This window comes from Streptomyces sp. ISL-1, assembly GCF_018614585.1.
In the GTDB taxonomy this organism is placed as follows: domain Bacteria; phylum Actinomycetota; class Actinomycetes; order Streptomycetales; family Streptomycetaceae; genus Streptomyces; species Streptomyces maoxianensis.
Map to the genome: position 1 here is coordinate 63,987 of NZ_JAGGOI010000010.1, position 23,549 is coordinate 87,535.

Below are 23,549 nucleotides of genomic sequence, written 5' to 3' on the forward strand. Positions count from 1 at the left end.
CCACCGCCACGAGCCTCGTCGACCTGCTGCGCAGACTGGACGTGCCCCTGGGCAGCGGCCCCTATCGGTATCTGCGGGACCGGTTGAGGCAGTACGGCATCGACACCTCGCACTTTGACAACGAACCCCTCCCCCAGCGCAGGCCCCACTCGTACTCGCGGGAACTGCTCGCTGAAGCCGCGGCCAGTTCGCACAGCATCCGCGAGATGCTGGAGTTCATGGGTGTCGCACCCTACGACAGTGTGTACAGCCACCTCCGCCGGAAGCTCGACCGATTCGGGATCGACACGTCTCACTTCACCGGGCGGCGCGGAAACACACCGAAGGAAATCTTTCCGCGAGACGAACTCGCCAGAGCCGTCGCGGAGTCGTACAGCCTGGCCGGCGTTCTTCGCGCTCTGGGCTGCCCCAGTGGCGGTGCCGGGCGCGCTCGTTTACGGCGAAGCATCGCCATCCACGGCATCTCCACGGCCCACTTCGTGGGGCAGGGTCATCGGCGTGGTCAGCCGTCACCCACGCGGAAGGCCGCTGCGGAGATCCTTCGACGACTCGAACCCGGATCGCCACGGACGACGACCGCGCTGCTGCGCCGCGCGCTCGACGAGTCGGGGGTACGCCAGGCATGCGGCGAGTGCGGCACCGGGAACACCTGGCAGGGCAAGCTGCTCGTCCTTGAGATCGACCACATCAACGGCGACCGTCTCGACAACCGGCTGGAAAACCTGCGCTTCCTCTGCCCCTCGTGCCACAGCCAGACAAGATCCTTCTCGAACCCTCGTGGCGAGGCACAGTACAGTGGGCGCCGCGGGTCCGTACCCCAGCTGGCCAAGAGGGCGCCGGTTTAGGTCCGGTGTGTCGTGGGTTCGAGTCCCACCGGGCCCACAGCGAAGGGCGCAGCACCGCATCGGTGCCGCGCCCTTCGGCGTGGGTCAGCCCAGCAGCTCCCGCACCACCGGCATCAGCGCCCGGAACGCCTTGCCGCGGTGGCTGATCGCGTTCTTCTCCGCCGGGGTCAGCTCCGCGCAGGTACGCGTGTCGCCGTCGGGCTGCAGGATCGGGTCGTAACCGAAGCCGCCCGTGCCCGAGGGCGCGTGGCGCAGAGTGCCCAGCAGGCGGCCCTCGACGACGCGTTCGGTGCCGTCCGGGAGGGCCAGGGCCGCCGCGCACGTGAAGTGGGCGCCGCGGTGGGCGTCGTCGATGTCGGCGAGCTGGGCGAGGAGCAGGTTGAGGTTGGCCGTGTCGTTGCCGTGCCGGCCCGCCCATCGTGCGGAGAAGATGCCGGGCGCGCCGCCCAGGACGTCGACGCAGAGGCCGGAGTCGTCGGCGACGGCGGGCAGGCCGGTGGCGCGGGCCAGGGCGTGGGCCTTGAGCAGGGCGTTCTCGGTGAAGGTGACGCCGGTTTCCTTGACGTCTGGGATGTCGGGGTAGGCGTCCGCGCCGACGAGGTCGTGGGTGAGGCCCGCGTCGGCGAGGATGGCCTTGAGTTCGGTGATTTTCCCGGCGTTGCGGGTGGCGAGGATCAGACGGGTCATCCCCCGATTATCAGGGTGTGCAGACCTTGCCGATCTCGCCCGCGGCGTCTGTTACGGGCTTGATGTCCGGGGTGGCGTCGCCGTTCTCGATCGCCTTGCGGACGTTGTCGACGCCGGCGTTCAGATCGTCGACGGCCTTGCTCAGGTCGGCGTTGTCGGTCTTGTCGCTGAGGCTTTTCAGTTCCTTGTCGATGTCGTCGAGGGCCTGCCGGGCCTGTGTCGGGTCATCACCGGCGCTGGATACGGCCTGCTGGAGCTTGTCGACGCTGGTGGCGATCGCGTCGGCGGTCTCGACGCAGTCGAGCGCCGTGTCGATGGCGCTGCAGCCGACGGTGATCGGGACGAGCAGAGCGGCGGTGGCGAGCGTGAGGGCTATTCGGCGGCGCGCGGGCATGGAGCGGTCCTCCTGGATACGGACGGGCGCACGGTTCGGCCCGTGCGCCCGTGACTCTATCGACGCCCGGTGGCGCGTTCTTGGTTGCTCCTTTACCCGATCGGCTGGGTCGGGGCGAGCGCTGCGAGCTGGAGCGCGGTCAGGTCGGCGCAGCCGCCGGTCGCGAGGTCGAGGAGCGCGTTGAGCTCCTTGCGGTCGAAGGGCTCGGCCTCGGCGGTGCCCTGGACCTCGACGAAGCGGCCGTCGCCTGTGCAGACGACGTTCATGTCGGTCTCGGCGCGCACGTCCTCCTCGTAGCGGAGGTCGAGGAGCGGGGTGCCGTCGACGATGCCGACGCTGACGGCGGCCACGGTCCCGGTGAGCGGCTTGCGGCCGGGCTTGATGAGCTTCTTGGCCTGAGCCCATGCGACGGCGTCGGCGAGGGCGACGTACGCGCCGGTGACGGCGGCGGTGCGGGTGCCGCCGTCGGCCTGGAGGACGTCGCAGTCCAGGACGATGGTGATCTCGCCGAGTGCCTTGTAGTCGATGACGGCGCGCAGCGAGCGGCCGATGAGACGGCTGATCTCGTGCGTACGGCCGCCGATCTTGCCGCGTACGGATTCGCGGTCGCCGCGGGTGTTGGTGGAGCGCGGCAGCATCGAGTACTCGGCGGTCACCCAGCCTTCGCCGCTGCCCTTGCGCCAGCGCGGGACGCCTTCGGTGACCGAGGCGGTGCAGAAGACCTTCGTGTCGCCGAAGGAGATGAGGACGGAGCCCTCGGCGTGCTTGCTCCATCCGCGTTCGATGGTGACCGGGCGGAGCTGTTCGGGGGTGCGGCCGTCGATTCGAGACATGGCGTCGAGCCTAGCCGCTGTGCGTGCGGGCCCCGTTCCGGGCGGAACGGGGCCCTTCTCGTGCGGCCTCGAAGGGAGTCGTACGGGACCTCGAACGGACTCGTGCGACCTCGTACGGCGCTTCGGTTCAGCGGTTCAGCGGTTCAGCGGTTCAGCGGTTCAGCGGTTCAGCGGTTCAGCGGTTCAGCGGTTCAGCGGTTCACATCATGTCTTCGATGTCGGCGGCGATCGGGTCGGCGTCGGTGCCGATGACGACCTGGATCGCGTTGCCCATCTTGACGACGCCGTGGGCCCCGGCGGCCTTGAGGGCGGTCTCGTCGACCTTGGTCGGGTCCACGACTTCGGTGCGGAGGCGGGTGATGCAGCCTTCGATCTCTTCGATGTTGTCGATCCCGCCGAGCCCGGCGACGATCTTCTCAGCCTTGCTGGCCATGTCTTCTCCCTGCGTTCAAGAGCGCGTTCGCTGTGCGCTCGGCGCTGCCTCGTCCCACCATCGGTCCGCTTTGTCACGGTAACGCACGGTTGGCCCATCTTCACGGGCGAGTAACTGTCTCGTACCGAAAGATGAAGATCGGCGGAACCCTGTCCCGCGACCGGACCCCGGGACCGTACCGCGACTGGTCTACACCAGTCTGCAACACCTGCCAAACCAGGCATCTTCCGGGAGGACGCCGATGAGTTCGGACAGCGCCGCCGCACCGCAGAACAAGTGGTGGGCCGGCGCGTTCCAGGGGCTCCAGAAGATGGGCCGCAGTCTGCAGCTGCCGATCGCCGTCCTCCCCGCGGCCGGCATCCTCAACCGGCTCGGCCAGCCCGATGTCTTCGGCGCGAGCGGCCTGGGCTGGAACGACGTCGCCAAGGTGATGGCCGGCGCAGGCGGCGCGCTGCTGGACCCCAACATCGGTCTGCCGCTGCTGTTCTGCGTCGGCGTCGCGATCGGCATGGCCAAGAAGGCGGACGGCTCCACGGCGCTCGCGGCCGTCGCGGGCTTCCTCGTCTACTACGGCGTACTGCACCAGTTCCCCAAGGACTGCGAGGGCGCGGCGCAGGCGGTGACCGTCGGCTGCCAGTCGGAGAACGGCATGATCGTGCCGTACGCGTACCAGAACCCGGGCGTCTTCGGCGGCATCGTCATCGGGCTGCTGGCCGCCTACTTCTGGCAGCGCTACCACCGGACCAAGCTGGTGGACTGGCTCGGCTTCTTCAACGGCCGCCGGCTCGTCCCGATCATCATGTCGTTCGTCGCGATCGCTTTCGCGGCCGTGTGCCTGTGGATCTGGCCGCCGGTCGGCGACGCGCTGGAGAGCTTCAGCGACTGGCTGTCGGGCTTGGACGCGTGGGGTGCGGGCATCTTCGGTGTCGCGAACCGGGCGCTGCTCGTCGTCGGCCTGCACCAGTTCCTGAACGTGCCCATCTGGTTCCAGTTCGGCAGTTACACCAAGCCGGACGGCACGGTGGTGCACGGCGACATCAGTATGTTCCTGGCGGGCGACCCGGACGCGGGCCAGTTCACCACCGGCTTCTTCCCGATCATGATGTTCGCTCTCCCCGCGGCGGCGCTGGCGATCACTCACTGTGCCAAGCCGCACCGCCGCAAGGAGATCGGCGGTCTGATGCTGTCGGTCGCGCTGACGTCCTTCGTCACCGGCATCACCGAGCCGCTCGAGTACTCGTTCCTCTTCGTCGCGCCGCTGCTGTACGTGATCCACGCGCTGCTCACCGGTGTCTCGATGGCGGTGAGCTGGGGCCTCGGAGCCAAGGACGGGTTCAGCTTCTCGGCGGGTCTGATCGACTACGTCATCAACTGGAACCTGGCGACCAAACCCTGGCTGCTCATTCCGATCGGTCTGGCTTTCGCGGCGGTGTACTACGCGATCTTCCGGTTCGCGATCACCAAGTTCAATATCCCGACCCCGGGGCGTGAACCGGAAGAGGTCGAAGGCGAACTGGACCGGGAAGTCATCAAGTAGGGCAGCGGTTCCCGACCCCTTCGGCTCCGGACGTAATGCCTGATAAGGCCCCATGGACCTGTGGTCATGGGGCCCTTTTGTCGCACATGTAGCGCTATGGCGCGGGCCATAAAATCGAGGGTTCCTCATCCGCCCCCACCGTGCTAAAACTGGTCTACACCACTGAGTGGTGTAGACCACGCGGCCATCGCCGCGTTCCCCTTGAGACGCCTAAGACGCCGCCCTCCCCGTGTCCTGTCCCCCCGGCGGCGCCTTGCCCACTGGAGGAAGTTGATGAGTACGGCCACCGCTACGGCGGCGTCGCCCACCAAGAAGTGGGGTTCGGGTCTGTTCCAGGGCCTGCAGAAGGTCGGCCGAAGCCTGCAGCTGCCGATCGCCGTCCTGCCGGCGGCGGGCATCCTGCTGCGTCTGGGCCAGGACGACGTGTTCGGCAAGGACGGACTCGGCTGGAACAAGGTCGCCGCCGTCTTCGCCACAGCCGGTGACGCCGTCTTCGCCAACCTTCCGCTGCTGTTCTGCATCGGCATCGCGATCGGCTTCGCCAAGAAGGCCGACGGCTCCACCGCGCTCGCCGCGCTCGTCGGATTCCTGGTCTACAAGAACGTGCTCACGGCGTTCCCCATCACCGAGGCCAAGGTCCAGGCCGGCGCCGACATACCCGCGACCTACAACGACCCGAAGGTCTTCGGCGGCATCATCATGGGCCTGCTCGCCGCCGTCATCTGGCAGCGGTACCACCGCAAGAAGCTCGTCGACTGGCTCGGCTTCTTCAACGGCCGCCGGCTCGTACCGATCATCATGGCCTTCGTCGGCACGGCCATGGGCGTGCTGTTCGGCATCGTCTGGGAGCCCGTCGGCGCCGTCATCACCGACTTCGGTGAGTGGATGACCGGTCTCGGCGCCGTCGGCGCCGGCATCTTCGGCGTCATCAACCGGGCGCTGCTGCCCATCGGTATGCACCAGTTCGTGAACACCGTGGCCTGGCAGGAGATCGGCTCCTTCAAGGACTCCGCCGGCCAGATGTGGCACGGCGACCTGCCGCGCTTCTTCCACGGCGACCCCACCGCCGGTCAGTTCATGTCGGGCTTCTTCCCGATCATGATGTTCGCCCTTCCGGCCGCCGCGCTCGCCATCGCGCACACGGCTCGCCCCGAGCGCCGCAAGGCCGTGATGGGCATGATGATGTCGCTCGCGCTGACGTCCTTCGTCACCGGCATCACCGAGCCGATCGAGTTCGCGTTCATGTTCATCGCGCCGCTCCTGTACGCCATACACGCGGTTCTGACCGCTCTGTCCATGGCTATTACCTGGGCGCTCGGTGTGCATCACGGCTTCAGCTTCTCGGCCGGCGCGATCGACTACTTCCTGAACTGGGGACTCGCGACCAAGCCATGGATGATCATTCCGATCGGCCTGGCGTTCGCGGCGATCTACTACACCGTCTTCCGCTTCGCGATCGTCAAGTTCAACCTCACCACCCCGGGCCGTGAGCCCGAGGAAGAGGTCGAGGACCTGACGAAGGCGTAGTCAGCGCAGAGGACTCAGCGCTGAGGACTCAGGCCGAGGACTCAGCGCCAGGGACCCTCCGCTCAGCACGAAAGCCCCTGCCTTTCCACACGGAAGGGCAGGGGCTTCGGCCTGATACGGGATCAGACCCGGTAGACCGCGCCCGGCACGGCCAGTTCCGCAGGGCCGCCGTAGACCAAGCGGGCGTCCGCCAGATTCTGCTGCCCGTCCGTCCACGGCGGGATGTGGGTGAGCACGAGCCGGCCCACGTCCGCGCGCTGGGCATGGGCGCCTGCCTCGCGGCCGTTGAGATGGAGGTCGGGGATGTTCTCCTTGCCGTGCGTGAACGACGCCTCGCAGAGGAACAGATCTGCGCCGTCCGCGAGTTCGTGCAGAGTCTCGCTGACGCCGGTGTCGCCGGAGTACGTCAGCGACTTGCCGGCGTGCTCCAGGCGGATGGCGTACGCCTCGACGGGGTGTCTCACCTTCTCCGTACGGACCGAGAACGGGCCGATGTCAAAGCTGCCCGCCTTCAGCGTGCGGAAGTCGAAGACCTCGCTCATGGAGGTGGCGGAGGGAGTGTCCGCGTACGCAGTGGTCAGGCGCTGCTCGGTGCCTTCCGGGCCGTACACCGGGAGGGCTTCGCAGCGGCCGCCGTCCTGACGGTAGTAGCGGGCCACGAAATACCCGCACATGTCGATGCAGTGATCCGCATGAAGGTGACTGAGGAAGATCGCATCGAGGTCGTAGAGACCGATGTGGCGCTGCAGCTCGCCGAGGGCGCCGTTGCCCAAGTCGAGAAGCAGCCGGAAGCCGTCGGCCTCTACGAGGTAGCTCGAGCAGGCCGAATCCGCGGACGGAAACGACCCCGAGCAGCCGACGACGGTGAGCTTCATGGAGCTTGAACCTCCGTTGACGGGGAGGGCTGAATGAGGGTCGTGCGGTCTGTCGAGCGTAAGGCGCAAAAGGGCTGGTCGCTCCTCGGTGGCGGGCCGTTGTGGGGGAACTCACCTGCTCTGTCACCGGTTCGGAGGGAGCGCGCGCGTGTGACGGCGCGCCGGTACCGTCTGGAGTATGGACACGTCGTGGTGGCTCGCCGTTCTCGCCGTGGTGGTGATCGCGCTGGTCGCCACGGTGGTGGAGGGGCGCAGCCGGACCACCTCCCGCCGCCCCGGCGGCCGCGCCCGCCCGCCGGGCCGCCCGACGGGGCCCCTGCGCGGCCCCAAGCGGCGCCCCCGGCCGGGCGAGATCTGGTGGGCGAAGGTCCCGTACGAGGACGGCCCCGGGGCGAAGGACAGGCCGTGCCTGGTGCTGTCGGTACGCAGCGGGACGGCGCAGGTCGCGAAGATCACCAGCAAATATCACGACGAGAGTCCGGGTGTGATCTCACTGCCACCGGGGACGGTGGGGGACACGCGGGGACGGCCGAGCTTTCTGGAGACGAACGAGCTGCGCGATGTCCAGGTGCGGGAGTTCCGCCGGCGGGTGGGCGTGGTGCACCCCACGGTCTGGGACCAGGTGCGGCATCTGGCGGCGTGAGGCCCGGGCCGAAATCCGGCGGCGTGCCACTGGGGTACGTGGTGGCCGGCGCCCCCACGTACCCCAGTGGCGTCGGCCGGGGGGCCCTACGCCCAGAGCTGGCCCTGCAGGGCTTCGATCGCCGCCTCTGTCGTCGGGGCCGTGTAGACGCCGGTCGACAGGTACTTCCAGCCGCCGTCCGCGACGACGAAGACGATGTCCGCCTGTTCGCCCGCCTTCATCGCCTTCATGCCGACGCCGATCGCCGCGTGCAGCGCCGCCCCGGTCGAGACGCCCGCGAAGATGCCTTCCTGCTGGAGGAGTTCGCGGGTGCGGGTGACAGCGTCCGCGGAGCCCACCGAGAAGCGGGTCGTCAGGACTGACGCGTCGTACAGCTCGGGGACGAAGCCCTCATCCAGGTTCCTGAGGCCGTAGACCAGGTCGTCGTAGCGCGGCTCGGCGGCGACGATGCGAATGCCCGGGACGTGTTCGCGCAGGTAGCGGCCCACACCCATCAGCGTGCCGGTGGTGCCGAGGCCCGCCACGAAGTGGGTGATGGAGGGAAGGTCCGTCAGGATCTCCGGGCCCGTCGTGGCGTAGTGCGCGCCCGCGTTGTCCGGATTGCCGTACTGGTAGAGCATCACCCAGGAAGGGTTCTCGGCGGACAGCTTCTTGGCGACCCGTACCGCCGTGTTGGAGCCGCCCGCCGCGGGCGACGGGATGATCTCCGCGCCCCACATCGCCAGCAGCTGGCGGCGCTCCTCGCTCGTGTTCTCCGGCATGACGCACACGATCCGGTAGCCCTTGAGCTTGGCCGCCATCGCGAGCGAGATGCCGGTGTTGCCGGAGGTCGGCTCCAGAATCGTGCAGCCCGGAGTCAGGCGGCCGTCCTTCTCCGCCTGTTCGATCATGTGGAGCGCCGGGCGGTCCTTGATCGAGCCGGTCGGGTTGCGGTCCTCCAGCTTCGCCCAGATGCGGACCTCGTCCGACGGGGACAGCCGCGGCAGGCGGACCAGCGGGGTGTTGCCCACCGCCGCCAGCGGGGAGTCGTAACGCATCAGACCATGCCGCCGGCGACGGCCGGGAGGATCGTGACGCTGTCGCCGTCGGTGAGCTTGGTGGAGATGCCGTCGAGGAAGCGGACGTCCTCGTCGTTCAGATAGACGTTCACGAACCGGCGCAGCTGGTCGCCGTCGACGATGCGCTCCTGGATGCCGTTGTGGCGGGACTCGAGGTCGGCGAAGAGCTCGGTGAGAGTGTCCCCGCTGCCCTCGACGACCTTGGCGCCGCCGGTGTAGGTGCGGAGGATGGTCGGGATGCGGACCTCGATGGCCATGACATGGGCTCCTGTTTCGGGAGGGTGGCGGGGGTGGCACAAGGGGTGCGCGGCTCTGGGCCCCCGCGCGAGGGATGGTGCGGTGCTGTGCTGTGCGGTGCGCTCGGGCCGTGAGGCCGTGGGTCCCAACGGGCTCAGCGGTCAGAACGCGGCGCGGGCCGTACACATCGCGCTGGCGAGGCGGCACAGGTCGACGTGCAGCCGCGCCACGAGCAGCAGGGCGCTCGGCGTCTTCTCGCTCACGTCATGGGGAACCATGCGGTCATCGTAACGATTCCCCGTCCGGGTTCCGGAATGTGATCTCGCATGATGGACGATCCCTGCTCAGCATGCGGTCCCCGGGGGTGCCTCTGCCTGCGGGGCGCGCTCAGTACGCCTCTACGACCTTGACTTCTTCCTCGGTGATCTCGCCCTCCACGATGCGGAAGGAGCGGAACTGGAAGGGGCCCGCGTCATCGGCGTCGGCCGTGGATACCAGGACATAGTGGGCGCCCGGCTCGTTGGCGTACGAAATGTCCGTACGGGAGGGGTACGCCTCGGTCGCCGTGTGCGAGTGGTAGATGATGACCGGCTCCTCTTCGCGGTCGTCCAGCTCCCGGTAGAGCTTCAACAGGTCCGTCGAGTCGAACTCGTAGAACGTGGGCGAGCGGGCAGCGTTGAGCATCGGGATGAAGCGCTCGGGGCGGCCGCTGCCCTCGGGGCCCGCGACCACGCCACAGGCCTCGTCGGGGTGGTCGGCGCGGGCGTGCGCCACGATCTGGTCGAACAGGGCCTGGGTGAGGGTCAGCATGTGCGACAGGATAAGCAGAAGGGCCGGCCTGTACCGAGGAGTGGTACAGGCCGGCCCGAATGCTGGACGTCAGCGCTCGCGTTCAGCGCTCCCGGTCACCGCAGGGGCCGCCGGCGCTTGCGGTCGGCCTTGGTGAAGGCCGCGCTCTGCGGGTTGCGCTTCTTCAGGACCAGGAACGACACGGAGAGGAGCAGGCCCCACAGCGGCGCGCAGTACAGCGAGATCCGCGCGTCCTTGTCGATGCCCATCATCACGATGACCATGCAGATGAACAGGAGCGCGAACCAGCTGGTGTACGGGGCGCCGGGCGCCTTGAAGGTGGACTGCGGCAGCTCGCCGCGGTCCGCCTTGGCCCGGTAGCGGATCTGGCAGACCAGGATCATGATCCAGGCCCACATGCCGGAGATGGTCGCGAAGGAGACGACGTAGTTGAAGGCCTCGCCCGGAGCCTTGTAGTTGATCCAGACGCCGACCAGCATCAGCGCGGCGGAGAAGGTCGTGCCGATCAGCGGCAGGCCGTTCTTCGTCAGCTTGGTGAAGGCCTTCGGGCCCTGCCCGTTGAGTGCCAGGTCACGCAGCATGCGGCCGGTGGAGTACATACCGGAGTTGCAGGAGGAGAGCGCGGCCGTCAGCACGACGAAGTTGACGATCGCGGCGCCGATGCCGAGGCCCATCTCCTCGAAGGCGGCGACGAACGGCGATACGCCCGGCTGGAAGTGGGTCCAGGGGACCACCGACAGGATCATGATCAGCGCGCCGACGTAGAAGACGGCGATACGCCACGGCACGGTGTTGATGGCCTTGGGCAGAGTCTTCTTCGGGTCCTTGGACTCGCCGGCGGTGACGCCGACCAGTTCGACGGCGAGGAAGGCGAACATCACGAGCTGCAGGGTCATCAGCGTGCCGCCGAGGCCCTTGGGGAAGAAGCCGCCGTCGGACCACAGGTGGGTGACGGACGCGGTGTCACCTGCGTCGGAGAAGCCGATCGTGAGCACACCGGCGCAGATCAGGATCATGCCGATGATGGCCGTCACCTTGACCATCGAGAACCAGAACTCCAGCTCACCGAAGAGCTTCACGGAGATGAGGTTCGCGCCGTAGAGGATGACGGTGAAGACCAGCGCGGAGAGCCATTGCGGAATGTCCCACCAGTACGTCATGTACGTGGCGGCCGCGGTGACCTCGGTGATGCCGGTGACGACCCAGAAGAGCCAGTACGTCCATCCGGTGACGAAGCCCGCGAAGGGGCCGACGAACTCACGCGCGTACTCGGAAAAGGACCCCGACACCGGGCGGTACATGAGCAGCTCGCCCAGGGCCCGCATGATGAAGAAGATGACCAGGCCCGCAATGGCGTAGGCCAGGATGAGACTGGGGCCGGCCTTGGAGATGCCCTTGCCCGCGCCGAGGAAGAGGCCGGTGCCGATGGCCCCGCCGATCGCGATCATCTGGATCTGACGAGCACCCAGTCCGCGCTGGTAACCCTCGTCCGAATCTGCCGCGGACCCCGCGGCCTCATTGCCGTCGTGCTCGTCGACCTGCAGTGAGGTCATGGTGATGCGCCCTTTCTCCATGCCGGTCCGCGCCCGCCGCATCTGCCGCGCGACTGCGGACCAGGTCCTGATCCCCCCGGATATGGATGGAGTGCTGCCGACGGTCAGCCGGCTCAAGCGCCCCTGGGAACATGGGTGTCGTCCCGCAGCGGTCGTGAAGATTTATCACGCCGGCAACATCGATCCATCCAGGAGACGTGGCACACACCACACGAAGAAGCGGACAAACGTTTTTCGACGCCGCAATCCAAGGCGCCGTGGTGACATGATCGTTATCCGGATTTGAGTGTCCGTTGAGCGAACATCAGAGGACGCAGGAAGGGACAACTCAGGACATCGGAGCCGCCCGGGACACCCGGGCTCAGGGCAGCAGAAACCAGGGCAGCAGAAACCAGGGCAGCAGCCGGGACTGGGGGCCGGCATCGGCGCTCAGGGCATCAGGGTCTCGACGAGCGTCTCCTGGAGCGCGCCGAGCCAGAGATACGCCATCACCATCGGCTTGCGCGGGTCGGAGTCGGGCAGCCGGTACAACTCACCGCTCTCGTCCTCGTCGCTGACCTGAAGACGGGTACCGATGGTCAGGCGCAGGTCGTTGAGCGCTCCGAGCCAGTGCAGGCAGTCGTCGGCGGTCAGCTTCAGGACGGCGCCACCCTCGCCGGCCGAGGCCAGCGAGTCGAGGGTGCGCACGAGCGCGAGCGCGTCGTCGCGCTTGCGGGAGCGCAGGTCGTTCTCGGTGAAGCGCCTGAACTCCGCACAGGCGGCGAGCAGTTCCTCGTCCTCCTTGTCGGCGCCGGGACCTCCGTAAGCCTCCGGGAAGAGGCGGGCCAGCGCCGGGTCGGTCGGCGGCTCGCTCGGCCCCTCCGAGAACAGCGCGGCCAACGGGTCCTCGCCCTCCACCGGCTCGTCGCCGGGCCCGATCAGCTCTAGCAGCTGTACGGCCAGCGAGCGCAGGATGGAGATCTCGACCTCGTCGAGCGCGACGGCGGCGCCGCCGCCGGGAATCGGCTCGAAGTGCCCGGACATCAGATGCGGTCCTGGGACAGCGTCGCCCACAGCCCGTAACCGTGCATCGCCTGCACGTCGCGCTCCATCTCCTCGCGGCTGCCGCTGGAGACGATGGCGCGTCCCTTGTGATGGACGTCGAGCATCAGCTTGTGCGCCTTGTCCTTGGAGTAGCCGAAATAGGCCTGGAAGACATAGGTGACGTAGCTCATCAGGTTGACCGGGTCGTTGTGGACGAGCGTCACCCACGGCACGTCGGGCTCGGGCACGGCGAAGGTCTCCTCCGCCGACTCTGTGCGTTCGATCTCTGTGGGAGCAACACTCACCTGGTCCATGCTGCCACCCAAGGGGGCTCATCGCACAAACGACCCGCACATCTCGTCACATTGACGAGATGTGCGATAGCATCCGGCATATGAACCCTGCGGACCTCGGGCTGCCGGTGGACGTTCCGTCGACGGCGCTCTTCACCGACCAGTACGAGCTCACGATGCTCCAGGCGGCACTCAAGTCCGGTACCGCCGATCGCCGATCCGTCTTCGAGGTTTTCACCCGCAGGCTCCCCGAGGGCCGGCGGTACGGCGTCGTGGCCGGCACCGGCCGGGTGCTCGACGCCGTCGAGAACTTCTGCTTCGACGCGGGCCTGCTGGACTTTCTGAAAGAGCGGAAGATCGTCGACGAGCCGACCCTGCGGTGGCTCGCCTCCTACCGCTTCAGCGGCGACATCTGGGGCTACCCGGAGGGCGAGGTCTACTTCCCGGGCTCGCCGATCCTGCGGGTCGAGGGCACCTTCGCCGAGTGCGTGCTGCTCGAGACCGTCGCCCTGTCGATCCTCAACCACGACTCGGCGATCGCGGCCGCGGCCTCCCGGATGTCGACGGCGGCGGGCGGGCGCAGGCTGATCGAGATGGGCGCACGGCGTACGCACGAGCTCGCCGCGGTGGCGTCGGCCCGCGCGGCCTACATCGGCGGCTTCAACTCAACCTCGGACCTGGCGGCGGGCTTCCGGTACGCCATTCCGACAGTGGGCACCAGCGCGCACGCCTTCACCCTGCTGCACGACAGCGAGCGCGACGCCTTCCGGGCGCAGGTCGACTCGCACGGCCGGGGCACGACGCTGCTGGTCGACACCTACGACGTGGCCGAGGCCGTCCGTACCGCCGTGGACATCGCCGGTCCCGAGCTCGGTGCCGTACGCATCGACTCCGGGGACCTGCTGCTGGTCGCCCACCGGGTGCGGCAGCAGCTGGACGAGCTCGGCGCGACCGGAACCAAGATCGTGGTCACCTCGGACCTGGACGAGTACGCCATCGCCTCGCTGGCCGCGGCGCCGGTGGACGCGTACGGCGTGGGAACACAACTGGTGACCGGCAGCGGGCACCCCACCTGCTCGATGGTCTACAAACTGGTCGCCAGGTCCGTGTCCGCCGACCCCAAGGCTCCGCTGGTGCCGGTCGCGAAGAAGTCGCTGGGCGGCAAGACCTCCATCGGCGGCCGCAAGTGGGCAGCGCGCCGGCTGGACGCGGACGGGGTCGCCGAGGCGGAGGTCATCTGGGTCGACACCGTGCCGCCGGGGCTGGCTGACCGGCAGCTGCTGGTGGAGCTGGTCAAGGGCGGCGAGGTCGTCGCCCGCGAGCCGCTGGACGCGGTGCGCGAGCGGCACATCGCGGCGCGGGCCGGGCTGCCGATCTCGGCGATGCAGCTGTCCAAGGGCGAGCCGGTCCTGCCCACGGAGTACGTATGACACAGTCCGCGTGAACGCCGCCCGAAGCCCTCTCCCGCAAGGCGGCCGGAGTCTCTAGGCTCAGTACATCCGCCGGCCGTACATCCGCTCGCCGCCCGCAGATCTCCCGCCGAACCCCCATCGAAGGACACCCGCCATGCACCGCGCCTTGATCGTCGTGGACGTTCAGAACGACTTCTGTGAGGGCGGCAGCCTCGCGGTGGCGGGGGGTGCCGAAGTCGCTGCCGCCATCACGGACCTGGTGGGCCAGGCGTCGGCGGGCTACCGCCATGTCGTCGCCACGCGCGACCTCCACATCGAGCCGGGGGGCCATTTCTCGGAGCACCCGGACTACGTCAGGACCTGGCCGCCCCACTGCGTCGCCGGCACGGAGGGCGTCGGCTTCCACCCGAACTTCGCACCGGCGGTCGCGTCGGGCGCGATCGACACGGTCTTCGACAAGGGCGCGTACGCGGCTGCGTACAGCGGCTTCGAGGGCGCGGACGAGAACGGCACGATGCTGGCGACATGGCTGCGGGCGCGTGAGGTCTCCGAGGTCGACGTGGTCGGCATCGCGACGGACCACTGCGTACGGGCGACGGCGCTGGACGCGGTGCGGGAGGGCTTCACGACGCATGTGCTGCTCGACCTGACCGCGGGCGTCTCCGAGGAGACGACTCACAGGGCGCTGGAGGAACTGCGGGCGGCGGGCGTGGAGCTGTCCGGCAAGCCGGTGGTGTGACCGGGGGCTTCGTCCCCGGACCCCGCTTCTCAATCGCCGGAGGGGCTCAATGTTCGGCCCGACCGGCATGTTCGGCCCGACCGGCGAAAATCGAGCCCGTCCGGCGATTGAGGGGGGCCAGCGCGGAGCCCCAGGTCACCTCAGGTGCCCGCCGCGGGCTCAGCAGCGTCCGTATCGGGTGCCAGAGCTCCTCGCGGTTCTCCGGCGTCCCGCGCCACAGCAGGCCGTCCGGGTGGTGCAGCACCGCCGTGATCTCGTCCGGCGTCGGCGGCTCGGCGTTGCCCCGCAGATACACCGCCCGCAGGCCCAGATTCCGCAGCCGCGTCAGCGCCCTCGCGCGGTTCGCCGCGTGGACCAGAAAGCGGACCTGGCTGCCGTCGCCCATCGGGCTGGGCAGGCTGAGCGCGACCACCACGCTGCCGTTCGGCAGCTTGCAAAAACCTCCGCCGGGCATGCGGAACCACTCCCCCGTGAGATGGCGTGTCAATAAGGACCTGGCAAGACGCACCTAAACACGATCGGCCGCCGCCCGCTAGAGGGCGACGGCCGATCATGTTTTGACCTGCTAAAACGCGGATTACTTGGTCGACGGACCAACCTTGACCGTGATCGTCTGTCCGCTTCGCGGCTCGCTCACGATCGCGATCCTGGTGTTGGTGTCAGTTACCTGAACGCCCGCCGTCGGGTTCTCGGCGAACCAGTACACACCCTTGCGGTCATCGAAGACCGGGTTGCCCGCCTGCGGCTTGATCCGGAACGCCACATCCGCCTTGTGCAGCGTGAAGCCGTCGGTCGGCCACAGGCTGAAGGTGGAGTCGAACGTCTGGATCTTGTTCCTCAGCAGCGTGCCGTCCGCCCACTTCTGGGCCTTCGGGTGCGCATCCACCGGCAGGACCAGGCCGCGGCCCGGGTGCTGGCTGGTGTTGTTGTCCTTCTGCGAGGTGTCCCAGAGCCAGATCAGCAGGCCGTTCTGGTACGGGTAGTGCTCGACCCAGGAGTCCTTCGGCGCCTTGAAGCCGAAGTTGTACGGGCCGACCTTGAGGGTCTTGTCGTACGAGACGTACTGACGGCTCTCGGCCAGGTAGTACTGCTCGTACTCCTTGGTGAAGGACTCACCGATGCGCGAGAAGCCCTTCGAGGTCCAGCCCGCGTCGTCGCCCTCGGCGTTGTCGGTGAACAGCGCCTTGCCGTCCGCGACCACGCTCAGCGCGTCCGCCGCGAAGCCCTTGCCGCCCGCGCCGCCGTCCGTCTGGTAGCGGAAGCGGACGTCGACCTTCTTACCCGCGTACGCGTCCAGCGAGTACGCCAGCTTCTTGTACGCGTTCGACGCGCCGGTCAGCGCCGGCTTGTCACCCGCGTCGCGGCTGATCGGCTTGCCGTCCGCCGTGCCGTCCACGGGCGTCCAGTTGGCGCCGCCGTCCGTCGACACCTCGGCGTACAGGTAGTCGTAGCCTTCCTCGATGTCCCACCATCCCGAAAGCTCCAGGGACGCCTTGGACTTGCCGGTGAGGTCGACCGGGCGGGACAGGGTGTTCTTGAGGTCGTCACCCATGTCGCTCCACCACTGCTTGGAGCCCTCGGAGGGCTTCACGACAGTCGTGGTGACCGACTTCTTCGGCAGCTCGACGACGAGCGCCTGCGGCTTCTTGGTGTTGTACGCCGCCACACCGAGCTTGTGCGTGGACTTCGTCCCCGCCTTGCCCTTGGTGTAGTTGAGCCAGCCCAGCTGCAGCTTGTCCCAGGCGCTCATGTCGCCCGGCAGATCGCCTATGGAGTCCTTGCCGGTGCCGAGCCAGGAGCCGGCCGACATCAGGCTCCAGAAGCCGGTCGAGTTCTCGCCCTTGCCCGAGGTGTCGTAGTGGTCGGGCAGACCGAGGTCGTGACCGTACTCGTGGGCGAAGACACCGAGGCCGCCGTTCTCGGGCTGCATGGTGTAGTCACCGACCCAGATGCCGGTGGAGCCGATCTGGGTGCCGCCGGCCTTGTTGTTCGCCGGGCCGGTCCTGCCCGCGTCGGTGCCGTACGCGTACCAGCGGTGTGCCCACAGGGCGTTGGTGCCCTCGGCGCCGCCGCCCGCCGACTCGTCCTCGCCCGCGTGGACGATCTGGAAGTGGTCGATGTAACCGTCGGTCTCGTTGAAGTTGCCGTCGTTGTCGAAGTCGTAGCGGTCCCACTGGTCGTACTTGGCCAGGTCCGCCTTGATCTGCGCGTCGGTACGGCCCTTGGCCTTCTGGTCGGCGGCCCAGGCGGTGACACCGTCCTTGACCGTGTCCCAGACGTTGGCGCAGTTGCTGTCGCCGCAGTAGTTGGATCCGTAGCGGGCCTCGTTGTAGTCGACCTTGACCCAGTCGGAGACCTCGCCGTCGACCGAGTAGCGGCCCGAGGAGGTCTTCTCGTAGTAGGTCTTCAGGGAGTTCTTCGGCTGGCCGGCCTTGTCCTTGCCGGTGCCGAAGTACAGGTCCTTGAAGTGCTTCTGGTTGTAATCCGCCTGCCAGGCAGTGGAGTTGTCGTTCTTGCGGTCCGGCTGGGCGATCTTGTTGTGCAGCGGGCCCGGCGCGCCCCCGTACTTCTTGACCGGAGCCTCGGGGCCGTCGGGGCCGTCCGGGTCGAACATCGTGGTGTCGTCGACCTTGTCGCCGAACTCCACCAGGATCGTGAAGATCTTGTCCGTCTTCTCCCTGCCGAGCTCGACGTACTTCTTGTCGCCGAGTTTCACGACATTGGACGCGCCGCGCTTCTGCACGGTCGCGTCGCCGGCTATGACCTGCTCCAGGGCAGCCTCGCGCTGCTGCTCCTGCTGCTTGCTGAACGGACCCTCGAGATCGTGCTCGACATGGCCCTTCTGCGGCGCCGGGTCGTGGCGCTCGATGCCTGTCGAAGCCGACGACTTCTGGTTGTCGGCCTGCGCGCTGCTGAACGCCGAAGCCGACGCGGTGGTCGCGGCGAGAGCCACGAGTACCGCGGACGCTCTGATCGTCCGTCGCTTGGTGGTCACTTGATGCTGTCCTCCCCGGCGCTCCGTCGCAGCGGACCGGATGTGGGGTCGTCCGCGCGCGGAGTCGCGTCACAAGTGACGACATTCGACCGGAGTTGCGGAAGAAAAGACAGACCTTGACTTGAACAAGCCAACTGCACTATGTGCGAGAGCACTTCCGGTATCCGGACGACGAACAGTCGAACTACGGGCGCACTGAATTGGGCAGTTGGACGAACGAATGACTCTGTGCGCCCCCCATGCACCGGCACCGTGGGTTAGGTCACGCTTACCGCCCGCTCCTCCCGGGCATCCACCGTCGTAGAGTCATTTGACAGTGCGACCGCGTTGAGAGAGACACCCCCTGACCATGTCCCGAGGACGGATACCGTCATGCCGCGTCCGACTGCCGCACAGCTCGCCTACGGTTCGGCCACTGTGGTCTTCTCGACCCTCGCCCTGCTGCTGCTCACCCGTACCACCAACGGCATCGCTGTCGCCGCCATAGGCATCGCATCGATGGCGCTCGGCCTGGTGGTCGCCGTCGCCCTGCCGATGGGCAGGACCGCACGGGGAGCGAGGACGGCGAAGGCGGCGGCCACGGTCCGTACGAACCGTGCCGCCGCCTCCGGTGTTTCCACGCCTGCCGCCTCGGCCGCCTCCGCCGACGTTCTCACCACCCGGGTGCCCTCATCCCGCGCGCACGCGGGCGCCGAGACCAGGGTCGGCGCGCCCTCACTGCGGCGCTGACACCACGACCGTCTTGCCCGCCTTGTCGTGCAGACCCTGTTTGTACGGCTTGTCGGCCAGGATCGTCACGATGATGACGAGCCACCAGAGGCAGAAGCAGCAGATCAGCGCGGGCACCCAGAGCACGATGGCGCGCATCAGCGAGGAGCTGACGTCCGGCACGCTGCCGTCGTTGAGCATGGCGACCCGGATCTTCATCAGGCGCTTCCCGAGAGTCTGACCGTGCCCCTTGGCGACCATCAAGGTGTCGTAGCCGACATACGCGACCAGGGAGATCAGCGACCAGATCCACTGCCTTCCGGTGTTCACCTGGTCGGTGATGTCGTCCCAGGTGTCGCCGGTGTCCGCCATCTCGCCCCAGCCTCCGAAGGCCAGGGAGATCAGGAAGAGCGGTACGAAGACGATCAGCGCGTCGATCACGCGGGCCAGCAGCCGCCTGCCGAAGTCCGCGAGCGGCGGCATCCCGGCGAGCGGGTCCGCGCCGCCGTACGCCCCTCCGAAGGCGTTCGGACCGGACGGCGGGGGCTGGCCGCCGCCCCCGTACGGACCGGCGCCACCCGGTGGACGGTCGTAGGGGGATCCGGGCGGTGGCGGTCCCCCGGGGGGCGGGGGCTCCTGAGGGCCGCCCGCCGACGGCGGCGTGGGTTCCTGCGGCTTCTTGGAGAAGGGGTCGTCATCGGGCGACTGGCCGGGCGGCGGGTGGTTGTTGCTCATGGGGGCAGTGCACCGCGCCCCGACGGCCCCCGCAACGGCTCGAAGGCCGATCGGGGGAACGCGGGGGGGGACGCCGTCAGCCGGTCACGAAGGTGTGCGCCGCCTTGTCGTGCCAGCACTGCCGCCACGGGCGGTCGAACAGACACCACAGCACATTGAGCACCCCGAGGGCGATCACGCCGAGCACGCTGTAGACGAGCCAGCGGCGCAGCGCGGCACCGAAGGACGGGGGCTCGTGGGACTCGATGCCCCAGACCTTCAGTCCGCAGAGCTTCTTGCCGAGCGTGCGGCCCCACTTCGCCGTCGGCAGCGCCTCGTAGAGCACACCGAGAACCAGCAGCGCGCCGAGGATGATGCCGAGGTGGCCCACCGTGGTGGAGTCGACCAGCCAGACGGTGACCGTCTCGCCCGACTGCTTCGCCGCCTCGATCTTCTCGTCGACATGGGCGCGCGCCCGGGAAAGGACGGGTACGGCGACGGCGCCCACGAGCGCTCCGAGCAGCAGGGTGTCGATCAGCCGGGCGGCGAACCGCTTGCCGAGCGAGGCGGGACGGGCCGCCGCCTGCGCCTGGGCGGCCTGCAGGAACGGGTCGTTGACCGGCGGCTTCCACGGCGCGACGGGCTGCTCGGCCGCGGCCGCTTGTCCGGGCTGGGCGAGCCGGTGGACCTGCTGCGCCCAGGAGGCGGAGCCGCCGCCGGGGCCGTTGGTGACCGGCTGCTGGGCCTGCGCGGGCACCTGCGGCTCGGGCTGCGGCTGGACGGGCGCCTGGGGCTGCGGGCGGCGCTGGGCCGGGGCCTGCGGCTGGGGCTGCGGCGTCGGGGGCGCGGTGGGTGCCCCGGCGGCGCCGGGGGTCATGGACCGGACGGACAGAGGTCCGTCGGCCTGCCCGGTGGACGCACCGCCGCCGGCGCGCAGCGCGCGGATGGTGACCGTCCCGTCGGCGGGCGGCTCGGAATGCGGCTGGGGGCGCTGGGCGGACGGCTCGCCGGTGGACGCCGGCGCGGCGGGGTCCACAGTGCCCGAACTCCCGGCGGCGGGCGCGCCCTTGCCGGGGCGCATGGCGCGGATCGAGGCCGTGCCGTCGCCGGCAGGCTCACCCCCGGCGGCCGGGCCCATCGAGCGTACGCCCGGCAGGGCGCCGCCCGACGGGTCCGGCGCACTCGACGAGGCGGGCAGTCGCGGGTCGGCGGGCGCGCCACCCCGCTCCGGCGTACGCGGGTCGTGGCCGCCCCACGCGACGCGGTTGTCGCGTTCGCCGCCGAAGCCGCTCTGGCGGGTGGCGTCGGCCTGCCAGGCGGTGGCCGGTTCGGGGCGGGAGGGCTGGTCGTCCGGCTCCTCGTCGAAGAAGACCGGACCGGTCTCCTCCACCGCGGCCGGGGCCTGGGGCCGCGCGGTGCCTGCCGCTGGTGCCGTCTGGCCGGGCGCGGCAGGCATCGCCTCGCCCGTGTCGGGTGCGGGCCGGCTCGTGCCGGGCACCCAGGCGGCACCGTTCCAGTACCGGACGTATCCGGGAATGGACGGATCCGGGTAGTAGCCGGGCGTGGGGCTGCCGTCGCCGGTGGCCGGGGTGGGGGCGCTCATCACCGTGGTCCCGTATCTCCTCGAGAGCCGCAATTCAAGGCACCACATCTATCAGACGCTCGTGCATCCCCGGGCCGGTCCTGCCGTAACGACCACTTTCCAGTCACCGGGCCGTCACAGAAAGTTGTTGCCGAAAGGCGCGTCATAACCGCGCGGGAGCACGCTCCCTTCCCGCAGGGCCCCCTCACACGGGCCTCGTACCCGGAGGAAAGGGCACTGTCATGCACACCGTGGTGGAACGCGAGCTTGAGCTTCAACTGGTGCTGTCGCGCGAGTGCGGCATCGCCGTCCCGACCCGGCTGACCTACCGCACCGACGACCCGTATGCCGTGCACATCGCCTTTCACATCGGCTGCGACAACCCCGTCAAGTGGGCCTTCGCCCGCGAGCTGCTGGTCGAGGGGGTGTTCAGGCCGAGCGGCGACGCCGACGTCCGGATCTGGCCGACCAAGGTCGAGGGCCGCAGCGTGGTGATGATGGCGCTGAGCTCCCCCGACGGCGAAGCGCTGCTCGAAGCGTCCGCGGCCGTGATGTCCGGCTGGCTGGAGCGGACCCTGCGGGTGGTTCCGCCGGGATCCGAGTCCGAGCAGGTCGACATCGACGACGGCCTCGCCGAGCTGCTGGCGCCCACCCCCGCCGACGATCTGTGGCTGCGGAACGCCGGGCCGTCGGACGAGGCGTCGCAGTGTGACGGTCAGTGACGGTCAGTCGATGACGTACGTATGCGTGATGAATTCGATGGAGTGGCCGTCGGGGTCGTCGATGTACACCCCGCGGCCGCCGAAGAGGTGGTTGATCTGCTGTGGCTTGTCGTGCGCGGGGTCGGCCCAGTACGGCAGTTCACGGTCGGTGATCCGGCCGAAAATCTCGTCGAACTCGTCCTCCGGGACCAGGAAGGCCAGGTGCTGGGAGGTTATCGGGCCGCGCTCATCGGCGTAGTCGAGGGTGACGCCGCCCTCCAGCGGGAGGCTGGCGAACGGGCCGAAGCGCTTGGGCTCCGGCCTCCCGATCAGCTCGGCGAGAAAGCGGGCGCCGGCGAACCGGTCGCGGCTGTGAACGATGGTGTGGTCAAGGCGTGCGGGCACGGCTCCTCCTCTGCGCAGTGAGGCGGTTGGGCCTCTCCATTCACGCTATGCGCAGAGCGGTGTCCGGACCATCGGGCGTGGGTCGTAGGGCTGAGGACTCAGAAGAGCTTGCCGGGGTTGAGGAGGCCGAGCGGGTCGAAGGTCTGCTTGATGCCGCGCTGCATCTCCACACCCACCGGGCCGAGTTCGCGCGCCAGCCACTCCTTCTTCAGTACGCCGACCCCGTGTTCGCCGGTGATGGTGCCGCCGAGCTCCAGGCCGAGAGCCATGATCTCGTCGAAGGACTCGCGGGCGCGCCGGGATTCGTCGGCGTCGGTGTGGTCGAAGCAGACGACCGGGTGGGTGTTGCCGTCGCCCGCGTGCGCGCAGATGCCGATGGTGAGGTCGTACTTCTCGGCGATGACGGCCGTGCCCTCGATCATCGCGCCGAGCTTCGAGCGCGGCACGCAGACATCGTCGATCATCGTGGCCGATTTGACGGTCTCCAGGGCGGTGAGCGACAACCTCCTTGCGTGCAGGAGGAGTTCGGACTCGGCGACGGTGTCGGCGGGGACGACCTGGGTGGCACCTGCCGCGCCGCACAGCGCGCCGACGGCGGCCAGGTCGGCTGCGGGGTCCGGGGTGTCGAAGGCGGCGAGGAGGAGTGCTTCGGTGGAGTCGGGCAGGCCCATGTTCGCCATGGCGTTGACGGCGTGGACGGTCGTACGGTCCATGAGCTCGAGCAGCGAAGGGGTGTGGCCGCGCTCCATGATCGCGCAGACGGCCTCGCAGGCGGCGGCAGCGGAGTCGAACTCGGCGGCGAGCACGAGCTGAGCGGGCGGCTGCGGGCGCAGCGCGAGGACGGCCTTGACCACGATGCCGAGGCTGCCTTCGGAGCCGACGAAGAGGCGGGTGAGGTCGTAGCCGGCGACGCCCTTGGCGGTGCGGCGGCCGGTGGTCATCAGCCGGCCGTCGGCGAGGACGACATCGAGGCCGAGCACGTACTCCGCGGTCACTCCGTACTTGACACAGCACAGGCCGCCGGAGGCGGTGCCGATGTTGCCGCCGATGGTGCACATCTCCCAGCTGGAGGGGTCCGGCGGGTAGTACAGGCCGTGTTCGTTGACCGCGCGTGACAGCACCGCGTTGATGACGCCCGGCTCGACGACCGCGATGCGGTCGACCGGGCTGATCTCCAGGATCCGGTCCATCTTGGTCAGGGACAGCACGATGCAGCCGTCGGAGGCGTTGGCGGCGCCGGACAGGCCGGTGCGGGCGCCCTGCGGGACGACGGGGACGCGCAGCGCGGTCGCGGTGCGCATGACGTGCTGGACCTGCTCGACGGTGCGCGGGAGGACGACGACGGACGGGGTGCCCGCCGCGCAGAAGCTCGCCATGTCGTTGGCGTACGAGCTCGTGACGTCCGGGTCGGTGATCAGAGCTTCGGCAGGCAGACCGGCACGCAGCCGCTCGAGAAGATCGTCCATGGTGCAAGCGTCGCACCGGGGGGCCATCGGTGTGAACCCGTCTGCCTTCAGGCCCGCGGAGCGGGGTGTGTTCTTCGTA

The 23,549-nt window shown here is 68.8% G+C and carries 27 protein-coding genes and 1 tRNA gene; 9 read left to right on the forward strand and 19 right to left on the reverse strand.

Features of this window, described 5'->3' with window-relative positions; genetic code table 11:
• Nucleotides 1–509: 509 nt before the first annotated feature.
• Nucleotides 510–749: a hypothetical protein gene (locus J7E87_RS36115; RefSeq protein ID WP_308312887.1), complete on the reverse strand. Its 240-nt coding sequence runs from the start codon at nt 747–749 to the stop codon at nt 510–512.
• Between J7E87_RS36115 and J7E87_RS36120 the strand changes: the two genes are divergently transcribed.
• Together J7E87_RS36120 and J7E87_RS09465 are read left to right on the forward strand one after the other, a co-directional pair.
• Nucleotides 678–845, forward strand: coding sequence for an HNH endonuclease (locus J7E87_RS36120; RefSeq protein WP_260848975.1), 168 nt, complete (start codon nt 678–680; stop codon nt 843–845). The two genes, J7E87_RS36115 and J7E87_RS36120, sit on opposite strands and share 72 nt — an antisense overlap.
• A tRNA-Leu gene (locus tag J7E87_RS09465) sits at nt 807–882 on the forward strand. The genes J7E87_RS36120 and J7E87_RS09465 overlap by 39 nt, the downstream gene beginning before the upstream one ends.
• Before the next feature lie 47 nt (nt 883–929).
• Here J7E87_RS09465 and rdgB read toward each other — a convergent pair.
• From rdgB to J7E87_RS09485, 4 genes are all read right to left on the reverse strand, one after another.
• A complete protein-coding gene (gene rdgB, locus J7E87_RS09470; protein ID WP_215092013.1) occupies nt 930–1,532 on the reverse strand; it encodes an RdgB/HAM1 family non-canonical purine NTP pyrophosphatase in 603 nt (200 codons plus the stop codon).
• A gap of 10 nt (nt 1,533–1,542) precedes the next feature.
• Nucleotides 1,543–1,926, reverse strand: coding sequence for a hypothetical protein (locus tag J7E87_RS09475; RefSeq protein WP_215092015.1), 384 nt, complete (start codon nt 1,924–1,926; stop codon nt 1,543–1,545).
• A 92-nt stretch (nt 1,927–2,018) separates the two neighbouring features.
• Nucleotides 2,019–2,759, reverse strand: coding sequence for a ribonuclease PH (rph, locus tag J7E87_RS09480; RefSeq protein WP_215092017.1), 741 nt, complete (start codon nt 2,757–2,759; stop codon nt 2,019–2,021).
• A gap of 199 nt (nt 2,760–2,958) precedes the next feature.
• A complete protein-coding gene (locus tag J7E87_RS09485; protein WP_215092019.1) occupies nt 2,959–3,192 on the reverse strand; it encodes a glucose PTS transporter subunit EIIB in 234 nt (77 codons plus the stop codon).
• A gap of 241 nt (nt 3,193–3,433) precedes the next feature.
• On the opposite strand from J7E87_RS09485, the gene J7E87_RS09490 reads away from it, so the two are divergent.
• Both J7E87_RS09490 and J7E87_RS09495 read left to right on the forward strand, forming a co-directional pair.
• Nucleotides 3,434–4,729 carry a PTS transporter subunit EIIC gene (locus tag J7E87_RS09490; protein WP_215092021.1) on the forward strand — a complete coding sequence of 432 codons (1,296 nt, stop codon included), beginning with the start codon at nt 3,434–3,436 and terminating at the stop codon, nt 4,727–4,729.
• Nucleotides 4,730–5,002: 273 nt separating this feature from the next.
• Nucleotides 5,003–6,256 (forward strand): PTS transporter subunit EIIC, encoded by a 1,254-nt coding sequence (locus tag J7E87_RS09495; RefSeq protein ID WP_215092023.1) that lies wholly within the window; start codon nt 5,003–5,005, stop codon nt 6,254–6,256.
• A 122-nt stretch (nt 6,257–6,378) separates the two neighbouring features.
• On the opposite strand, the gene J7E87_RS09500 is transcribed toward J7E87_RS09495, so the two are convergent.
• Entirely contained in the window at nt 6,379–7,131 is a 753-nt protein-coding gene (locus J7E87_RS09500) for an MBL fold metallo-hydrolase (protein WP_215092024.1), read from the reverse strand.
• Between the two features lie 178 nt (nt 7,132–7,309).
• Here J7E87_RS09500 and J7E87_RS09505 point away from each other — a divergent pair, with 178 nt between their 5' ends.
• Nucleotides 7,310–7,774 carry a type II toxin-antitoxin system PemK/MazF family toxin gene (locus tag J7E87_RS09505; protein WP_215092026.1) on the forward strand — a complete coding sequence of 155 codons (465 nt, stop codon included), beginning with the start codon at nt 7,310–7,312 and terminating at the stop codon, nt 7,772–7,774.
• An 86-nt stretch (nt 7,775–7,860) separates the two neighbouring features.
• Here the strand turns inward: J7E87_RS09505 and J7E87_RS09510 are convergent, their stop codons facing one another.
• From J7E87_RS09510 to clpS, 7 genes are all read right to left on the reverse strand, one after another.
• Nucleotides 7,861–8,811, reverse strand: coding sequence for a PLP-dependent cysteine synthase family protein (locus J7E87_RS09510; protein WP_215092028.1), 951 nt, complete (start codon nt 8,809–8,811; stop codon nt 7,861–7,863).
• On the reverse strand, nt 8,811–9,089 hold the full coding sequence (locus tag J7E87_RS09515) for a MoaD/ThiS family protein (protein WP_215092030.1): 279 nt from the start codon (nt 9,087–9,089) through the stop codon (nt 8,811–8,813). The genes J7E87_RS09510 and J7E87_RS09515 overlap by 1 nt, the downstream gene beginning before the upstream one ends.
• 141 nt (nt 9,090–9,230) lie before the next feature.
• Nucleotides 9,231–9,347: a putative leader peptide gene (locus J7E87_RS36415; protein ID WP_374195156.1), complete on the reverse strand. Its 117-nt coding sequence runs from the start codon at nt 9,345–9,347 to the stop codon at nt 9,231–9,233.
• 109 nt (nt 9,348–9,456) lie between these two features.
• Nucleotides 9,457–9,879, reverse strand: a complete 423-nt coding sequence (locus J7E87_RS09520; protein WP_215092032.1) for a Mov34/MPN/PAD-1 family protein — start codon at nt 9,877–9,879, stop codon at nt 9,457–9,459.
• A gap of 95 nt (nt 9,880–9,974) precedes the next feature.
• Complete coding sequence (locus tag J7E87_RS09525) at nt 9,975–11,432, reverse strand: amino acid permease (protein WP_215092033.1); 1,458 nt, start codon at nt 11,430–11,432, stop codon at nt 9,975–9,977.
• Nucleotides 11,433–11,861: 429 nt separating this feature from the next.
• Nucleotides 11,862–12,455, reverse strand: a complete 594-nt coding sequence (locus J7E87_RS09530) for a DUF2017 domain-containing protein (RefSeq protein WP_215092035.1) — start codon at nt 12,453–12,455, stop codon at nt 11,862–11,864.
• Nucleotides 12,455–12,769, reverse strand: a complete 315-nt coding sequence (clpS, locus tag J7E87_RS09535; protein WP_215092038.1) for an ATP-dependent Clp protease adapter ClpS — start codon at nt 12,767–12,769, stop codon at nt 12,455–12,457. Before clpS ends, J7E87_RS09530 begins: the two co-directional genes overlap by 1 nt.
• Before the next feature lie 80 nt (nt 12,770–12,849).
• Here clpS and J7E87_RS09540 point away from each other — a divergent pair, with 80 nt between their 5' ends.
• Both J7E87_RS09540 and J7E87_RS09545 read left to right on the forward strand, forming a co-directional pair.
• On the forward strand, nt 12,850–14,178 hold the full coding sequence (locus J7E87_RS09540) for a nicotinate phosphoribosyltransferase (protein ID WP_215092040.1): 1,329 nt from the start codon (nt 12,850–12,852) through the stop codon (nt 14,176–14,178).
• 136 nt (nt 14,179–14,314) lie between these two features.
• The gene (locus J7E87_RS09545; protein ID WP_215092042.1) at nt 14,315–14,899 is read left to right on the forward strand and encodes an isochorismatase family protein; all 585 of its coding nucleotides are present in this window, start codon (nt 14,315–14,317) and stop codon (nt 14,897–14,899) included.
• A gap of 46 nt (nt 14,900–14,945) precedes the next feature.
• Here the strand turns inward: J7E87_RS09545 and J7E87_RS09550 are convergent, their stop codons facing one another.
• Together J7E87_RS09550 and J7E87_RS09555 are read right to left on the reverse strand one after the other, a co-directional pair.
• The gene (locus J7E87_RS09550; protein ID WP_251017200.1) at nt 14,946–15,353 is read right to left on the reverse strand and encodes a hypothetical protein; all 408 of its coding nucleotides are present in this window, start codon (nt 15,351–15,353) and stop codon (nt 14,946–14,948) included.
• 123 nt (nt 15,354–15,476) lie between these two features.
• Nucleotides 15,477–17,894 carry an immune inhibitor A domain-containing protein gene (locus J7E87_RS09555; RefSeq protein ID WP_215092044.1) on the reverse strand — a complete coding sequence of 806 codons (2,418 nt, stop codon included), beginning with the start codon at nt 17,892–17,894 and terminating at the stop codon, nt 15,477–15,479.
• A gap of 372 nt (nt 17,895–18,266) precedes the next feature.
• Between J7E87_RS09555 and J7E87_RS09560 the strand changes: the two genes are divergently transcribed.
• Nucleotides 18,267–18,623, forward strand: a complete 357-nt coding sequence (locus J7E87_RS09560; RefSeq protein ID WP_215092046.1) for a hypothetical protein — start codon at nt 18,267–18,269, stop codon at nt 18,621–18,623.
• Here the strand turns inward: J7E87_RS09560 and J7E87_RS09565 are convergent.
• Entirely contained in the window at nt 18,609–19,337 is a 729-nt protein-coding gene (locus J7E87_RS09565) for an RDD family protein (RefSeq protein WP_215092048.1), read from the reverse strand. The genes J7E87_RS09560 and J7E87_RS09565 overlap by 15 nt on opposite strands.
• Nucleotides 19,338–19,413: 76 nt before the next feature.
• On the reverse strand, nt 19,414–20,919 hold the full coding sequence (locus J7E87_RS09570; RefSeq protein ID WP_215092050.1) for an RDD family protein: 1,506 nt from the start codon (nt 20,917–20,919) through the stop codon (nt 19,414–19,416).
• 221 nt (nt 20,920–21,140) lie between these two features.
• Here J7E87_RS09570 and J7E87_RS09575 point away from each other — a divergent pair, with 221 nt between their 5' ends.
• Nucleotides 21,141–21,620 carry an SsgA family sporulation/cell division regulator gene (locus J7E87_RS09575; protein WP_215092052.1) on the forward strand — a complete coding sequence of 160 codons (480 nt, stop codon included), beginning with the start codon at nt 21,141–21,143 and terminating at the stop codon, nt 21,618–21,620.
• A gap of 3 nt (nt 21,621–21,623) precedes the next feature.
• Here J7E87_RS09575 and J7E87_RS09580 read toward each other — a convergent pair whose 3' ends face one another.
• Nucleotides 21,624–22,004 (reverse strand): VOC family protein, encoded by a 381-nt coding sequence (locus J7E87_RS09580; RefSeq protein WP_215092054.1) that lies wholly within the window; start codon nt 22,002–22,004, stop codon nt 21,624–21,626.
• 98 nt (nt 22,005–22,102) lie between these two features.
• Nucleotides 22,103–23,470, reverse strand: coding sequence for an FAD-binding oxidoreductase (locus tag J7E87_RS09585; RefSeq protein ID WP_215092056.1), 1,368 nt, complete (start codon nt 23,468–23,470; stop codon nt 22,103–22,105).
• Nucleotides 23,471–23,549: the final 79 nt, after the last annotated feature.

Bases quoted from the DNA above. Each gene is read 5' to 3' on its own strand.
- rdgB (WP_215092013.1), bottom strand. From the start codon at position 1,532: ATGACCCGTCTGATCCTCGCCACCCGCAACGCCGGGAAAATCACCGAA.
- J7E87_RS09475 (WP_215092015.1), bottom strand. From the start codon at position 1,926: ATGCCCGCGCGCCGCCGAATAGCCCTCACGCTCGCCACCGCCGCTCTG.
- rph (WP_215092017.1), bottom strand. From the start codon at position 2,759: ATGTCTCGAATCGACGGCCGCACCCCCGAACAGCTCCGCCCGGTCACC.
- J7E87_RS09485 (WP_215092019.1), bottom strand. From the start codon at position 3,192: ATGGCCAGCAAGGCTGAGAAGATCGTCGCCGGGCTCGGCGGGATCGAC.
- J7E87_RS09490 (WP_215092021.1), top strand. From the start codon at position 3,434: ATGAGTTCGGACAGCGCCGCCGCACCGCAGAACAAGTGGTGGGCCGGC.
- J7E87_RS09495 (WP_215092023.1), top strand. From the start codon at position 5,003: ATGAGTACGGCCACCGCTACGGCGGCGTCGCCCACCAAGAAGTGGGGT.
- J7E87_RS09500 (WP_215092024.1), bottom strand. From the start codon at position 7,131: ATGAAGCTCACCGTCGTCGGCTGCTCGGGGTCGTTTCCGTCCGCGGAT.
- J7E87_RS09505 (WP_215092026.1), top strand. From the start codon at position 7,310: ATGGACACGTCGTGGTGGCTCGCCGTTCTCGCCGTGGTGGTGATCGCG.
- J7E87_RS09510 (WP_215092028.1), bottom strand. From the start codon at position 8,811: ATGCGTTACGACTCCCCGCTGGCGGCGGTGGGCAACACCCCGCTGGTC.
- J7E87_RS09515 (WP_215092030.1), bottom strand. From the start codon at position 9,089: ATGGCCATCGAGGTCCGCATCCCGACCATCCTCCGCACCTACACCGGC.
- J7E87_RS36415 (WP_374195156.1), bottom strand. From the start codon at position 9,347: ATGGTTCCCCATGACGTGAGCGAGAAGACGCCGAGCGCCCTGCTGCTC.
- J7E87_RS09520 (WP_215092032.1), bottom strand. From the start codon at position 9,879: ATGCTGACCCTCACCCAGGCCCTGTTCGACCAGATCGTGGCGCACGCC.
- J7E87_RS09525 (WP_215092033.1), bottom strand. From the start codon at position 11,432: ATGACCTCACTGCAGGTCGACGAGCACGACGGCAATGAGGCCGCGGGG.
- J7E87_RS09530 (WP_215092035.1), bottom strand. From the start codon at position 12,455: ATGTCCGGGCACTTCGAGCCGATTCCCGGCGGCGGCGCCGCCGTCGCG.
- clpS (WP_215092038.1), bottom strand. From the start codon at position 12,769: ATGGACCAGGTGAGTGTTGCTCCCACAGAGATCGAACGCACAGAGTCG.
- J7E87_RS09540 (WP_215092040.1), top strand. From the start codon at position 12,850: ATGAACCCTGCGGACCTCGGGCTGCCGGTGGACGTTCCGTCGACGGCG.
- J7E87_RS09545 (WP_215092042.1), top strand. From the start codon at position 14,315: ATGCACCGCGCCTTGATCGTCGTGGACGTTCAGAACGACTTCTGTGAG.
- J7E87_RS09550 (WP_251017200.1), bottom strand. From the start codon at position 15,353: ATGCCCGGCGGAGGTTTTTGCAAGCTGCCGAACGGCAGCGTGGTGGTC.
- J7E87_RS09560 (WP_215092046.1), top strand. From the start codon at position 18,267: ATGCCGCGTCCGACTGCCGCACAGCTCGCCTACGGTTCGGCCACTGTG.
- J7E87_RS09565 (WP_215092048.1), bottom strand. From the start codon at position 19,337: ATGAGCAACAACCACCCGCCGCCCGGCCAGTCGCCCGATGACGACCCC.
- J7E87_RS09570 (WP_215092050.1), bottom strand. From the start codon at position 20,919: ATGAGCGCCCCCACCCCGGCCACCGGCGACGGCAGCCCCACGCCCGGC.
- J7E87_RS09575 (WP_215092052.1), top strand. From the start codon at position 21,141: ATGCACACCGTGGTGGAACGCGAGCTTGAGCTTCAACTGGTGCTGTCG.
- J7E87_RS09585 (WP_215092056.1), bottom strand. From the start codon at position 23,470: ATGGACGATCTTCTCGAGCGGCTGCGTGCCGGTCTGCCTGCCGAAGCT.